Annotated in this window: 14 protein-coding genes; 7 read left to right on the plus strand and 7 right to left on the minus strand. The window is 69.9% G+C overall.

The window, feature by feature from the left end; all coding sequences use genetic code 11:
- Positions 1-112: 112 nt before the first annotated feature.
- Both FZ983_RS30550 and FZ983_RS30555 read left to right on the plus strand, forming a co-directional pair.
- Positions 113-307, plus strand: coding sequence for a hypothetical protein (locus tag FZ983_RS30550; RefSeq protein ID WP_149228325.1), 195 nt, complete (start codon positions 113-115; stop codon positions 305-307).
- Positions 308-496: 189 nt separating this feature from the next.
- A complete protein-coding gene (locus FZ983_RS30555; protein ID WP_149228326.1) occupies positions 497-856 on the plus strand; it encodes a hypothetical protein in 360 nt (119 codons plus the stop codon).
- A gap of 39 nt (positions 857-895) precedes the next feature.
- Here FZ983_RS30555 and FZ983_RS30560 read toward each other — a convergent pair whose 3' ends face one another.
- Genes FZ983_RS30560 through FZ983_RS30590 form a run of 7 tightly spaced genes read right to left on the minus strand, consistent with a single transcriptional unit; the run spans position 896 to position 7502 of the window.
- Positions 896-1705 (minus strand): quinoprotein dehydrogenase-associated SoxYZ-like carrier, encoded by an 810-nt coding sequence (locus tag FZ983_RS30560; RefSeq protein ID WP_149228327.1) that lies wholly within the window; start codon positions 1703-1705, stop codon positions 896-898.
- Positions 1706-1731: 26 nt separating this feature from the next.
- Positions 1732-2646 (minus strand): quinoprotein relay system zinc metallohydrolase 2, encoded by a 915-nt coding sequence (locus FZ983_RS30565; protein WP_149228328.1) that lies wholly within the window; start codon positions 2644-2646, stop codon positions 1732-1734.
- On the minus strand, positions 2631-3716 hold the full coding sequence (locus FZ983_RS30570; protein WP_149228329.1) for a hydantoinase/oxoprolinase family protein: 1086 nt from the start codon (positions 3714-3716) through the stop codon (positions 2631-2633). Before FZ983_RS30570 ends, FZ983_RS30565 begins: the two co-directional genes overlap by 16 nt.
- The gene (locus FZ983_RS30575; RefSeq protein ID WP_149228330.1) at positions 3694-4578 is read right to left on the minus strand and encodes a triphosphoribosyl-dephospho-CoA synthase; all 885 of its coding nucleotides are present in this window, start codon (positions 4576-4578) and stop codon (positions 3694-3696) included. The genes FZ983_RS30570 and FZ983_RS30575 overlap by 23 nt, the downstream gene beginning before the upstream one ends.
- A 5-nt stretch (positions 4579-4583) precedes the next feature.
- Entirely contained in the window at positions 4584-5549 is a 966-nt protein-coding gene (mch, locus tag FZ983_RS30580; protein WP_149228373.1) for a methenyltetrahydromethanopterin cyclohydrolase, read from the minus strand.
- Complete coding sequence (locus tag FZ983_RS30585) at positions 5549-6454, minus strand: NAD(P)-dependent methylenetetrahydromethanopterin dehydrogenase (RefSeq protein ID WP_149228331.1); 906 nt, start codon at positions 6452-6454, stop codon at positions 5549-5551. The genes mch and FZ983_RS30585 overlap by 1 nt, the downstream gene beginning before the upstream one ends.
- 31 nt (positions 6455-6485) lie before the next feature.
- Positions 6486-7502: a beta-ribofuranosylaminobenzene 5'-phosphate synthase family protein gene (locus FZ983_RS30590; protein WP_149228332.1), complete on the minus strand. Its 1017-nt coding sequence runs from the start codon at positions 7500-7502 to the stop codon at positions 6486-6488.
- A 340-nt stretch (positions 7503-7842) separates the two neighbouring features.
- Between FZ983_RS30590 and FZ983_RS30595 the strand changes: the two genes are divergently transcribed.
- From FZ983_RS30595 to FZ983_RS30615, 5 genes are read left to right on the plus strand one after another with little or no spacing between them, the layout of a single operon-like run.
- Positions 7843-9111 (plus strand): formylmethanofuran dehydrogenase, encoded by a 1269-nt coding sequence (locus FZ983_RS30595; protein WP_149228333.1) that lies wholly within the window; start codon positions 7843-7845, stop codon positions 9109-9111.
- Positions 9105-10772 carry a formylmethanofuran dehydrogenase subunit A gene (locus tag FZ983_RS30600; RefSeq protein WP_149228334.1) on the plus strand — a complete coding sequence of 556 codons (1668 nt, stop codon included), beginning with the start codon at positions 9105-9107 and terminating at the stop codon, positions 10770-10772. Before FZ983_RS30595 ends, FZ983_RS30600 begins: the two co-directional genes overlap by 7 nt.
- On the plus strand, positions 10772-11683 hold the full coding sequence (gene fhcD / locus FZ983_RS30605; protein WP_149228335.1) for a formylmethanofuran--tetrahydromethanopterin N-formyltransferase: 912 nt from the start codon (positions 10772-10774) through the stop codon (positions 11681-11683). Before FZ983_RS30600 ends, fhcD begins: the two co-directional genes overlap by 1 nt.
- The gene (locus tag FZ983_RS30610) at positions 11680-12435 is read left to right on the plus strand and encodes a formylmethanofuran dehydrogenase subunit C (RefSeq protein ID WP_149228336.1); all 756 of its coding nucleotides are present in this window, start codon (positions 11680-11682) and stop codon (positions 12433-12435) included. Before fhcD ends, FZ983_RS30610 begins: the two co-directional genes overlap by 4 nt.
- Positions 12413-13672 carry an ABC transporter substrate-binding protein gene (locus tag FZ983_RS30615; protein WP_247884047.1) on the plus strand — a complete coding sequence of 420 codons (1260 nt, stop codon included), beginning with the start codon at positions 12413-12415 and terminating at the stop codon, positions 13670-13672. Before FZ983_RS30610 ends, FZ983_RS30615 begins: the two co-directional genes overlap by 23 nt.
- The last annotated feature ends 1 nt before the right edge of the window (position 13673 follow it).

The raw sequence follows: 13673 nt of genomic DNA on the forward strand, positions 1-13673 counted from the left end.
GGTCTTGACTCGGACGCTCTGCTTGTTGTGCACTGCAACATAACCATGAAATGAACCCGAACGGCGGAGGTCAAACGGGGTCGCCCGCAACATTCCTGACTCTGGAGATGTCATGATCGAGTTGCTCTTCGTGGTCTGCCTCGTATCCAGCCCCGACCGCTGCACTGTCGAACGCCCGTCGTTCCAGGAGCCTTTCGCCAACGTGATGGCCTGTTCGCGCAACGGCATGTTCCGGGCTGCCGAATGGGCGGAACAGCATCCGAAATACACAGTCCGCCGCTGGAAGTGCGAACCGCGTCAGGTCTGACCCGGCGGACGCCTCTATTCCCGTACGGCGTCCTCACCCTCCCTCGCATCCACTCCAAAGGAGACCCCACTCCTTTGGGGTGGACGCGCTCAATCCGTATCGGTGATTGTTGCGTATAGCAATCATTGTGGGTGAACGGTCGCGGCTTTCCGGCTGCGATCGGCGGGCAACAGGGGGAGAATTCCGGGCATGCCAGTTCGCATCGCGCTTGTCCTCACGGCAATCGTCCTCGGCACGACTCCGCTGTCGGCGCTTCCCGCCGCTGCCGGTCCGGCCAACGACTATCCCACGGCGGCGCGGGCCGATTACGTGATCGCCTGCATGGCATCCAACGGCCAGTCGCACATCGTCATGGAGAAATGCGCCTGCAGCATCGACGCCATCGCCGACCGCATCACCTATGACGACTACACCGCCATCGAAACGGTGAAGGTGATGGCCGACATGCCGGGCGAGCGGGCCGGGATCTTCCGCAGTTCCGGCTGGGCCAAGGACCTGATGGACCGCTTCCGCCAGGCCCAGGTCGCCGCCGACCGCCAGTGCTTCTGAGGCAAGTGCTTCCGAGGCGCGCCGCCTTGCGGTTTGCCGTCAACCGCCCCCGGCCGCCAGCGGAACCGTCCGGGTGAAGGTGGCGCCCTTGGTGTCTTGGGCGGTCACCTCCAGGCTGCCGCCCTCGACGGGGATGAAGCTGAAGCGCAGGTTCGGATCCTCGCTGATGGAGATGTCGGTGTCCGCCTCCAGAACCGTCTGTCCGCCGATGCGGATGGTGATGGACTGGATGTAATGGGCGGGGATGTAGGTGCGGCTGACCTGATCGAACTGCAGGCCGCTGGCATTGGGATGGCTGATCAACAGCTGCGCGTCGGCCGCGCTGCCGGCACCGGCCGTCTCCGGCAGTTTCACCTTGATGCGGCCGAGCCGCGCCATCGCCTCCTGCGGGTCCTTGAGGGCCGGGGCCGAACAGCCGCCGGCCGCCTTTACGAAGGCCTGCGTCATCAGCAGGCGCCCGTCCTGCGTTTCGCCCACGGCGTGGAGATTGGTGTATTCGTTGACGCGCAGGCGGGTCTCGATGGTGCTGCCGGCGCTGGCCGGGCCATAGCGGAAGGTGGCGGCCAGCGGCACCGGGTTCTTGTCGACCAGCAGCGACAGCGACTTCAGGCGAAGGGATGGATCGACCTCCACCCGCACCGGCACCAGCGCCGCGTCGTGGGCGCGCGCCGGGGCGTCGATCCGCATCCGGTTGCCGGCCTCCTCGACCGGACGGTCCTTGAAATACATGTCGCGCAGCAGGTCCCAGCGTGCGGCATCCTCCGCCGCATCGCCGGCGGCGAGCGCCGGCATGGACAGCATCATCAGGAACCCGCCAAGACTCAGCTTCCGCATCGGATGTCCGGTCATCGCTTCCTCCCTCCGGTATCGCGCTCCTATTCCCATTCCAGCTCGGCGAAGGTCGCCGTCACGTTGCGCGGATTGTACTCATCGAACAACAGCCAGCGGTCCTGTTCATCCTTCGCCACATGCGCGACGGCCTCCTGGATGCTGCCGCCGGCCTTCAGCACCCGCCGCACCCCCTCCACCAGCGTGTTGAGGTAGCGCCGCTCGGGATCCAGCGCGCCGGGCCAGTCGACGGCCGGGGGGCCGTGTCCGGGAACGGCTCGCACCGCCGGAATGCGCCCGAGCGCGTCGATCACGCGCAGCCAGCCCACCGCACTGCCGTCCACCGCCGGCAGATGGTCGAGAAACAGCAGGTCACCGGCGAACAGCGTCCCGGTCTGCCGGTCGAAGACGGTCAGGTCGTTGTTGGTGTGCGCCGTCGGATGGGCGGTCAGGACGATGACGCGGTCGCCGAGGTCGATCCGCACCTCCTCCCCCACCGGCCGGTCCACCCGCACCGGCGCGATCCCGGCCGCCGCCTCGGCGCCCAGTTCGTCGGCCAGCCGGCGCTGGTAGACCTCGATGCGGGCGGCCAGCGCGTCCCGCAGGTTGGCGTGGCCGACCACCGGAACCCCGTCGAAGGCGGCGTTTCCGAACACATGGTCGGGATGCATGTGGGTGTTGATGACCACGACCGGCGGCTTGTCGGTCCGGCTGGCGATGGTCTCGCGCAGGCGGCGGCCCAAATCCGGCGTGCCGCCGGTGTCGATCACCGCCACGCCGCTGCCGCCCACGATGAAGCCGATGTTGGCGGTGTCGCCCCGGTTGTCCGGCGCCGGTTCGGCGATTACGCCCTGGTGCACGAAGATGCCGGGCGCGATCTCCGTCACCGCGAGCGGCTCCGACCATGCGGGTGCTGCTGCGGCGACGGACAGGATCGCGGCGAGGATCAGGCGGACGCCCATGCCACCCTCCCCCGCCGGGTTCCGTCCGGCGCCCGGCCGAGCGCGTTCAACAGGGCCACGGCGACCGCCGGTGCGCAGTCCGCGGCGATGGACCGCCAGCATTCCGGCAGAGTGGCCGCCTCCATCAGGAAGCGGTAGGGACGGCCGGTGCGCGCGGCCACACGCTCCACCAGGAACCGGCCGACCCCGGCGCCGACCAGGGGCGCTTCGTCCGGCACCACCCCGCGCGAGGCCACCTGGGCCAGCCCGTCCTCGATCCTGCGGACCTGATGGTCGATGAAGTGGTTGGCGAGCCGGCGCCATGTCGCGTCGCCGCCGTCCGCCGGATCGCCGGAATCGGCCCCGACCATGCGGGCAAGGCGTCGAGCGCTGGCCTCCAGACCCTTGTCGCGGCCGTCGGCGGTCGGGTGGAGGTCGGCCCCCTCCGGAAGGGTGCCGGCAAGCCGGTGGGCATCGGCCATGGTGGCGAAATACTCCGCCATCACGCCGCGCCAGACGCCGTTGACGGGAGCCTGCGGGGCGACCGCCATGATGGGGGTGCGGACGACACCGGTGTAGAGCAGTTCCCCCGTCTCCATCCGTGCGGCGTCGGTGTAGCCGGCATTCAGGACGCAGCCGGCGGCGAAGGGCACGATGTCGGTGGTGGTGCTGCCGATGTCGACGAGGATGCCCTCCGGCAGCGCCAGGGCGGCCAGCGCCGCCGTGGCATGCCAGTTGGCGGAGGCGACCTCCGTCACCCGATGGCGGGCATCGACGGCGGACAGGAATCCGGCCGGTCCGGCGAACACCTCCAGCGGCACTCCAGGCAAACCGGCGGCCAGCACGTCGAGAATCCGCCCGACCCCATCGGCGCGGTCGGCGAACAGATCGACCAGTTCCCCGGTCATGGTGACCGCCACATCCGACAGCGGCCGATGGCGTCCCGCGACCTCCGCCAGCGCCCCCTCCAGCCGGTCGAGCCCCTGCCAGAGCGGACAGGGCACCTGCACCACGTCGATCAGCTCGCCGCCGGAGAGCCATGCAGCCTTCAGGTGCGCGCCGCCGACATCAAGGCCGAGGGTGAACGTCATTCCTGTCATCCTTTGCTTCCTGTTCCCTGTCCTCCAGCCCGTGGGCAAAGAGGCTGGCGACGGTGAGGTCGGCGGAGGTGCCGGGGTTGATGCCCTGCCATTTCAGCCTTGCATCAAAGGCGAACAGATGGTCGTGCCGGACGGCATCCGATTTTTCCGCCGCCAGTTGCCGGCGCACCTCCCGCGCTTCGCTCATCAAGGCCGTCGCCACCGTCTCTCCCTGCTTGCGCAGGACGTGGCTGTCGGGGAAGGCGGTCAGGAATTCCAGATAGACCGCTTCGGCCATCGATACGGCATCCTTGCCAAAATCCTTGCCATCAACCGCCCGCGCACGGGCGACGCCGATCTCGAACACGTCGCGGTAGCCATCGGCATATTGGGCTGCGATGCGGTCGCGCGACCGTGCCGCGGCCATGGCTGTGCGCAGGTCCACCGTCGCGGGTCCGGCGACGTCATGCTCCGCTGCGCGGCCCAGTCCGCCGGGTGACGCAAGGCGGATCGCCTCATAGGCGGCTTCGGCATCCTCCACACCCAGGTCCCCCAGCACTGCATACACCCTGTCGCGGAGCGGACGGGACGGCGGCATCTCCGCGGCGCGCGCCAGCGGGGCGGCCAGAAGCAGGATGCCGAGATTGGTGTTGCAGTTCACCGCCGCCCGCGTCGCCCGCACCGCCCGCAGGATCCGCTCCCCCACCGACGCGCCGGGCCGTGCGATCTCCGGCGCCGCGACCTCCGCCGACAGCAGGAAGTCCGCCACCGTCATGCCGTGGCCGGCAGCGTGGACATGGACGTTCCCGGGCTTCAGCGCCATCACCTCCGCCCGGCAGACGGCCATGAACAGCTCCGCGACGCCGGGGGCCATCCCTGTCACCCCCCGAAGGACCGGTCGAGCATGCCCGACGCAAGACGCCCGCCATGAAAGCTGCGACCGGAGTGCAGGTCCGTCACCACCGCGCGGGCCGGCGCGAACAGCAGCGGGTCGATGGCGTAGAAGTCCTTGTTCACCGCCGCGAACACTTCCGCGAAGGGGCGCCCGTAGTCACGCGATTCCGTGCTCGGCAGCCGTTGCGCCAGATCGGCGGCGGCATCGTCGGGGCCGGTGACGAACAGTTGGACGGTGCCGCCGAACAGGATGGCGTCGTTGGTCCGCCCCATCGCCTCGACAAAGCCCTCGCCCGGCGGCGGCAGCGGTGCGACGCCGATGCCGTCGACGACGTCGTGCAGCGGAAAGCCCAGCGCATGCACCTTGTGCAGCGCGACCTCCAGCACGCGGGCGACGATTTGGACGGTGCCGGCGAGGCTCGCCGTCGGCGTCAGCACCAGGGTCAGCCGCTCCGGCGCCACCCCGCAATCGGCGGCGATCCGCTCCACCAACGGGGCCGGCGGGACGGTGCCGCTTTCCAGGACCAGGACGGCATGGTCGCCGCTGTCCCCGTAACCGAGTTCGTCGAACAGCGTCTCCTTGCGGGCCAGGGCGCGGCCGGGGCCGGAGCCGAGCGCGAAGAAGGACCCGCCCTCGTCCTTATGCGACAGGCTCCACCCCGCATATTGGCTGCCCAGGCAGGCGAGCACCGGGTCGGTGCTGTGCACTGCCACCTGGAAGGGCCAGCGGTCGGACTGGGTATCGGCCTGCAGCGTCACCCGGCCGAGACCGCCCATGCACAGTTCGGCGATGCGGCGTCCGGCCTCCAGCCCGCCGGGCCGGGCGATCCCGCCATCGACGACCGTCGCACCGGCAACCCGGTCGATGCCGATCCGCAATTGTGCCGCATCGGCGACCAGGGCGGCGGCGAGCGGGGCGGAGAGTGCCGACAGGCTGGGGCGATCCTGCATCACGATGCCTTTCCGGCGATGGTCCGTGCCGCGGCCATGGCGTCCTGGAAGTCGAAGGCGACGGCGGTGCCGCCGGTCTGCATCCGCTCCAGCAGATGGTGCTGGACCTTGAACTTGACGTTGCCGATGGCGAGCGCGCCAATGCCGACGGCACCCGATGCAGTCGGCAAGGCAACCCCGTCGTCCTGCACGCCGACGCCCTCCACACCGGCCGGCGGCACGGCGTTGATGTCGGCCGCCACCCGCAGGCGCTTGGCCGCACGCAGATCCTCGGTAGACAGCACGGTTATGCCCGCCTTGCCGCAGGCCAGAACGACCTCCGCACGCTCCAGAAGCTCCGCCTTGCCGCCGCTCGCCGTGTCGGCGCAGGACAGCGTCACGCCATAGCGGCGCCCGAACTCCTCCGCCTTGCCCTGCACGGCCGACACGCCGCGGTGGCTGACCAGGGTGACGCTGCCGCCGGCCTGGGCGGCGATCAGGCCGGCGATGCCGCCGACCACGCCGGTCGCGCCATAGACCTGGACGTCCAGCCCGGTGAGGCCGTCCCGCCCAACCCGCCGCAGGGCACGCGCCACCACCGCGACCATCGCTGCAGCGGTGGTGAAGGCGCCGGACGGATCGGCGAAGACCGAGATCTGGAAGGGCGGGAACATGGCCTTGCGCGCCACGTCGAGCATGTCCAGCGCCATCGCCGCATCGCGCCCGCCGATGAACAGGCCGGTGCGCGCCGCATTCTTCGGATCGCGGGAGAACATGGCGTCCTGGGTCAGGGCCTCGACCTGCGCGGTTTCGATACCCGTATAGGGGACCACCGTGTCGATGCCGGCATCCACCGCCATGTTGACGTCGAACGGGCTGACATTCGCCAGCGGCGTGATCATGTGCAGCACGTAAGGGGCGCTCATGCCTGCCTCCCTTCAGTTGTTCATCGGCCGCCTATTCACCGGCCGCCCGCCGGACCGCAGGCATGAAGCCCGTCCCGGCGTTCATGTTCTCCACCGTCGCGCCGACGTTCCGCCCGCGGCAGACCATGACCTCCAGCGGCGATCCGGCCCAGCGGTCGCGCATCTCGCCGGCCAGCCGTTCCGCCGACGCCGCATCGCCGACGATGGCGAAGCAGGTCGGCCCCCAGGAGCTTTGGCCGACGCCGGCGATTCCCTGCGCCTCCAGCCATGCCAGCACCTCCGCCACCAGCGGGCTGGTGAAGCGTCCGCCCTGGGCCGGGGCGAAATGGTCGCCGACCGTGCGCTGAAGCTCGCCGATGGCCCGGCCGAAAGCCTCTACGTCGCGCTCGGCCAGGGCCGGGAGCGCCACCATCAGCATCAGCCGGCAGAGATGGGCCGCCGCATCCGGCGGAAAGGGCGGCAGGCGCCGGAAGGCCTCCGCCTCCGGTGCGCCGTGCAGCCCATGGCCGCCACGGTGGAGCAGAAGCAGGATGCGCCAGTCGTCGGGAAATTCGGCCCGCGCGATCAGCGGGGGCGCCGCATCCAGCCCGCCGCGGCCACCGTCCAGCAGCACCCCGCCCTGCTCGAAGGCCGCCAGCCCGATGCCGGAGCGTGCGCCCCGTTCCAGCGCGCGGGCCAGATCGCGGGCGGCGGTGCGGCGCCCCTCCAGGCAGACCAGCGCCGCCGCAACGGCAAGGTCCGTCTGGGTGCCGGAACCGAGCCCGACATGGGCCGGGATCGCCTCCTCCACCGTTACGGCAACCCTATCGGACAGCCCGGCCTCCCGGCCCAGCCGCTCTATGCTGCGCCGGACACGCTCGGCAGACGGGCCGTCGACAGTCAACCGGTCGGCCGGACGAATGCGCAGGGTAATCGCCGGCCGGTCGATGGCGATGCCCAAGCTGCCGAAGCGGCGCCCGAGCCCGCCATTGAGGTCGACAAATCCGGCATGCAGCCGCGCGGGCGCATGGACCCGCACCTCCCCTATCCGATTGCGCTGGTGGCTCATCTGCATTCCCTTTGCGCGGGTCCCGGCACAATGTTAGCGTTACGAATAAAATTGTCCGTAGCGCGAACGAGTATCTGCGTGCAGTAACCCGAATGGGGTGCGGATTTCCGGGGAGGAAACTGGTCATGAACGGACCGAACGGCATGTCCGGGGCCGACCATGTCCAAGCATCGGGTGTTCCGTATCGGGGCCGATGCTTGGACGGTTGCCGGCGAAGACGACTGCTCATCTGAAATCCTCCGCATGGACCGCCGGGAATAGTTCCTGCGGCCTATGCGGTCGACTGCGCATCCGGGTGCATTCTCCGCGGTTCATTCTCCGCTCAGGCGATTGGGGGGCCATGACCTTCCACCCCGAAATACTCTGTCCGTTCTGCGGCCTGGGATGCGGCGACATCGGGATCGACCAGGACGATTCCGGCATCGCCCCCCGGCCCAGCGGCTGCCCGCAGGCCGACCGGCTGTTCCGCCGGCCCATGGCGGTGGCAACGGACGCCCGCATGGCCGGCACCCAGGTTCCCATGGACCAAGCGGTCGCCGAGGCGGCGCGGCTGCTGGGCGCCGCCCGTGCGCCGCTGATCGCCGGATTGGCCGCCGATGTCGACGGCGTGCTCGCCGCATTGACGCTCGCCGCACGCATCGGGGCGACGGTGGACCATGAGCGGTCCGATGCGCTCTTTCGCAACCTCGCGGTCCTGCGGCGCTTCGGCTGGTCGGTCACCACGCTGGCGGAACTGCGCAACCGCAGCGACCTCGTATTGGTCGTCGGGCCGGACCCGGCTGCCGCCTTCCCGCGCCTGTGGGAACGCTGGGTGGCACCGCCGCCGGCCTTCGTCCCCGGCGGGGGCCGGAGCGTCGTCTTCCTGGGCGGGGAACCGTTGCCAGAGACCGTGCAGTGCCTTGCCGGCCAGATCGAAACGCGGGGCATGGAGACCGACCCGCAGCCCGATCTCGCCACCCTGGTCACCCGGCTCAGGACGGCATTGGCCGGCCGGGGAGCGGCGGAGGATCCCCGAATGGCGGAACTGGCGGCCCGGTTGCGGGCGGCGCGCTATGCGGTGGTGGTGTGGGCGGCGGGGCTGTTCGACGGACCTCAGCCGGACCTGATCGTCGAAGCGCTTGTCCGGCTGGTCCGCACGGTGGACGGCACGACGCGTTGCGCCGGCCTGCCGCTGTCCGGCGCCGACAACCTGATCGGCGCCAACCAGGCCTGCACATGGCGCACCGGCTTTCCGCTGCGCACCGGCTTCGAGGCGGGCGCGCCCTTCCACGATCCCGACAGGTTTGACTGGCGGTCGCGCCTGCGCGATGCCGACGTGACGCTGTGGATTTCCGCCTTTCGGCCCGAAGAGCCAGAGTTCAGTACCGGCGGCAGCGTCATCATGCTGGCGCCGCCGGAGACGGCCATCACGGCCGAACCGGCACTGTTCATTCCGGTGGGAACACCGGGCATCGACCATGCCGGCGACGTGTTCCGCGCCGACAGCGTGGTGGCGCTGCATGCCGGCGCGCTGATCGACCGCGGCCTGCCCAGCGTCGCCGACGTGATCGGCCGGATGCTGGTGGCGCTGGAGCAATCCGCCGATGCCAGGGAGAAGGCCGGATGCTGACGAAGCTTGCCGGCGGACGGCTGTTCGACCCGACCAACGGCCGGCATGGTGAGGTCGCCGACCTCTGGTTGCGCGACGACCGCATCACCGCCGATCCGGGGCCGGGAGCCACGCCCGACGCCACATACGACCTGACAGGCAAGGTGGTGATGGCCGGCGCCATCGACATCCACAGCCACATCGCCGGCGGCAAGGTCAACCTCGCCCGCCTGCTGATGGGGGAGGAGCACGAACACCACCGCTTCGCCGGCAGTCCCTGCGGCTGCGGCGGCGGCAGCGGGCTCGCCACCCCCTCCACCCACACCACCGGCGCCCGCTATATCGAGATGGGCTTCACCGCCGCCTTCGAACCGGCGATGCTGGGCTCCAACGCCCGGCATGCGCATATGGAGATGGGCGATATTCCGTATATCGACACCGGCGGCTATCTGGTGCTGGGCAGCGACGATTTCCTGCTGGACCTGATTGCCACCAATGCCGGGCAGGCCGCGATCAATGACTATGTCGCCTGGATGCTGACGGCGACCCAGAGCCTCGCCGTCAAGGTGGTCAATCCCGGCGGCATCAACGCCTTCAAGTTCAACGCCCGCACGCTCGATCTGGACGAGCCCGGCCCCTATTACGGCGTTACCCCGCGCAGCGTCCTGACCGTGCTGGCCCGCGCGGTGTACGAGCTGGGGCTGCCCCATCCGCTGCATGTCCATGGCTGCAACCTGGGCGTTCCCGGCAATGTCGCAACGACACTGGACACCATCCAGGCGGCGTCCGGCCTGCCGATGCACATGACGCACATCCAGTTCCACAGCTACGACACGGAGGGTGACCGCAAATTCTCCTCCGGCGCCGCGGCGCTGGCGGAGGCGGTGAACCGGACCCCGACCCTTTCGGTCGACATCGGGCAGGTGATGTTCGGGCAGACGGTGACCGCATCGGCCGACACCATGGCGCAGCGCCGCACCGCGCCGCTGGCCCACCCACGCAAATGGCTGGCGATGGACATCGAATGCGATGCCGGCTGCGGCGTGGTGCCGTTCCGCTATCGCGACACCTCCTATGTCAACGCGCTGCAATGGGCGATCGGGCTGGAGCTGTTCTTGCTGCTGGACGATCCCTGGCGGGTGTTCCTGACCACCGACCACCCCAACGGCGCGCCCTTCACCTTCTATCCGGAACTGATCCGGCTGCTGATGGACCGCGATTACCGGCTGGCGAAGCTGGCGGAAATCCACCCCGACGCGCCGGCCCACACCACGCTGGGCTCGATCACCCGCGAATACACGCTGGCGGAGATCGCCGTCATGACCCGCGCAGCGCCGTCGCGCATCCTGGGCCTTGCCGACCGCGGCCATCTGGCGCCCGGCGCCTCGGCCGATGTCACCGTCTACACCGACCGGCCCGACCGCCGCGCAATGTTCGAACGACCGGATCTGGTCTTCAAGAGCGGGCGGCTGGTGGTGCGCGACGGGACGCTGGTGGCGATGGCACAGGGCTGCACCCATGTCGTCCGCCCCGGCTTCGACGACCTGATCGAGCGCCGCATCGCCCGCCATTTCGACGAGCGCCTCGGCCTGTCCCTCAAGCATTTCCGCATACGCGACGAGGAGATCCGCCACGGCGCCGGCCCCGTCCTCCACCCCTGCCGGCGGCGGGAGGTGCCGTGATGGCGGGGCTTCGGATCAACGGCGTGCGCATCGAGGACACTTTCGCCGAAGCCTTTCCGATGACCTACACGCGGCTGGTCGTCACCGCCGACACGCCCGCCTGGGTCGATGCGGCGACCTCCAGCCTGACCGGCTTCGCCACCTCGGTCATCGGCTGCGGCTGCGAGGCGGCGGTGGAACGGCTGCTGACGCCGGAGGAGACGCCGGACAGCCGCCCCGGCGCCGCGGTGATGATCTTCGGCATGTCGACCGGCGACCTTGCCAAGCATGTCGTCAACCGGGTCGGGCAATGCGTCATGACCTCGCCGGGTTCGGCCTGCTATGCCGGGCTTATCGACGGCGCAAAGCGCATCCCGCTCGGCGGCGGCCTGCGCTATTTCGGCGATGGGCACCAGATCTCCAAGAAGTTCGGCGACCGCCGATTCTGGCGCCTGCCGGTGATGGATGGCGAGTTCGTCTGCGAGGACAGCGTCGCCGTGGCGAAGGGCATCGGCGGCGGCAATTTCCTGATCCTGGCCGCCAGCCACCGCCAGTGCCTCGCCGCGGCGGAGGCGGCAGTGGCGGCGATCCGGCCGCTGCCCGGCATCATCCTGCCCTTCCCCGGCGGGGTGGTGCGGTCGGGCTCCAAGGTCGGGTCGAAATACAAGGCGCTGATCGCCTCCACCAACACGCGCTTCTGCCCGACCTTGCGGGCGGTCGAACCCGAAACCCTGCTGTCGCCCGATGTCGAGGCGGTGCTGGAACTGGTGCTGGACGGCACCGACGAGGCCGCCATCCGCACCGGCATGCGGGCCGGCATCGCGGCGGCCGTGGCCGGCGGGACGGCGGCCGGCGTGCTGGCGATCACCGCAGGGAATTACGGCGGCAAGCTCGGACCGCATCACTTCCATCTGCACGAGGTGATGGCATGAGCGGCCTGTCCCTGACCTACCGCGGCGACGCCGAAATGATGGTGGACATGTCCGCGCTGCTGCCGGAACGGCTGGCCGGACTGACGGCGGATGATGTCGCGCGGATGACGCTGCCCTGCGGCGGCGGGTCGGCCCGGTTGGGCGACCTGTTCGATCTGTCGGCCGGCGATGCGGCGGAGGGACTGCTGATCCGGCCGGGCGGCGCCATCCTGCACCGGGTCGGCGCCGGCATGACGTCGGGCCGCATCCTGGTCGCGGGCGATGCCGGCAACCATGCCGGTGCCGGAATGGCCGGCGGCCTGCTGCGCATCGACGGCAGTGCCGGCGACAGCCTGGGCGGCGTTCTGCCCGGACTGCCCCTGGGGATGCGCGGCGGGCTGATCAGCGTCGGCGGCGATGCCGGGGACCGGGCGGGCGAGCGGATGCGGCGCGGAATCGTCGTCGTCGACGGCCGGGCCGGCGCCTATGCCGCCGCCTTCATGGTCGCAGGCACACTCGCCGTCGGCGGCGGGTGCGGCCCGCATCCTGGATTCGGCATGCGGCGCGGCACGCTGCTTGTCGGGCATCCGCAGGACGCGGCGCCCGATGGCTTCGCCGACGGCGGCACGCGGGACTGGCTGTTCCTGCACCTGCTGCGCCGTGCGCTGGAGGGCACCGGAAGCTGGTTCGAGCGCGCGGGCACCACCCGCGCCCATCGCTTCATCGGCGATCTTGCGGAAGGAGGAAGAGGTGAGATTCTGGCCGTTGTCTAGGCGACGCACCGACTTATCGAAGGCCAAGGGACGAAGGCGCCTCATCGCCGCCCTGCCGGTTGCCGGGCTTCTGCTTGTGGCGCCCGTGGCGGCGGCATTGGCCCAGGATGCCGGCGGGCAGTCGATTCTGATCGGCTATCTTGGACGGCAGGAGGACCCGCGCACACCGGCCAGCTTCCTCGAACCCGTGGCGACCGACGAGGGTCTCCAGGGCGCCCGACTGGCCCTGGCCGACAACAACTCCACCGGCATGTTCCTGAACCAGAGCTTCCGGCTGGTGGAGCAGGTGCTGCCCCCCGACGGCGACATCGCCGCCGGGCTGAAGGCGCTGGCGGATGAAGGCGTGCGCTTCGTCGTCGCCGATCTGCCGGGCGATGCGCTGCTCGCCGTCGCCGATCGGCCGGAAGCGCGGTCGATGCTGCTGTTCAACGCCCGCGCGCCAGACGATGCTCTGCGCAACGAGCAGTGCCGGGCCAACATCCTGCACACCGCCGCCAGCCGGCGCATGCTGGCCGATGCCCTGGCGCAGTATCTCGCCTGGAAGAAATGGACGGGCTGGAGCCTGCTGATCGGCCGTGATCCCGGCGACGCGCTCTATGCCGACGCGGTGCGTCGCGCCGCCAAGCGCTTCGGGGGCCGGATCGTCGCCGAGAAGAGCTGGACCTTCGACACCGGCAACCGCCGCACCGATACCGGCGTCACCACCATCCAGTCCGACATCCCGCTCGCCACCCAGGGACCGGACTACGACGTGCTGGTCGTCGCCGACGAGGCGGGGAATTTCGGCGATTACCTCGACGGCCGCACCTGGCATCCCCGCCCGGTGGCCGGCACCCAGGGATTGATCGCCACCGCCTGGTCGCGGGTGAACGAGCAATGGGGCGGCACCCAGTTGCAAAGCCGGTTCGAGAAGCTGGCCGGCCGCTGGATGCTGCCGCGCGACTACGCCGCCTGGCTGGCGGTGCGCAGCGTGGGCGAGGCGGCGACCCGCACCAGCGCCACCGGCTTCGACGACCTCGTCGCCTATCTGCACAGCCCCGACTTCGAACTGGCCGGTTTCAAGGGCGAAGCCCTGTCCTTCCGCAAATGGGACGGTCAGATGCGCCAGCCCATCTTGATCGCCGGCCCGCGCATGCTGGTTTCGGTGTCGCCCCAGGAGGGGTTCCTGCACCCCGTGACACCCCTCGATACGCTCGGCGACGACGCGCCGGAAAGCAAATGCCGTTTCAACCGATGAA

It is taken from the genome of Azospirillum sp. B21 (assembly GCF_008364825.1).
Classification (GTDB): Bacteria; Pseudomonadota; Alphaproteobacteria; order Azospirillales; family Azospirillaceae; genus Azospirillum.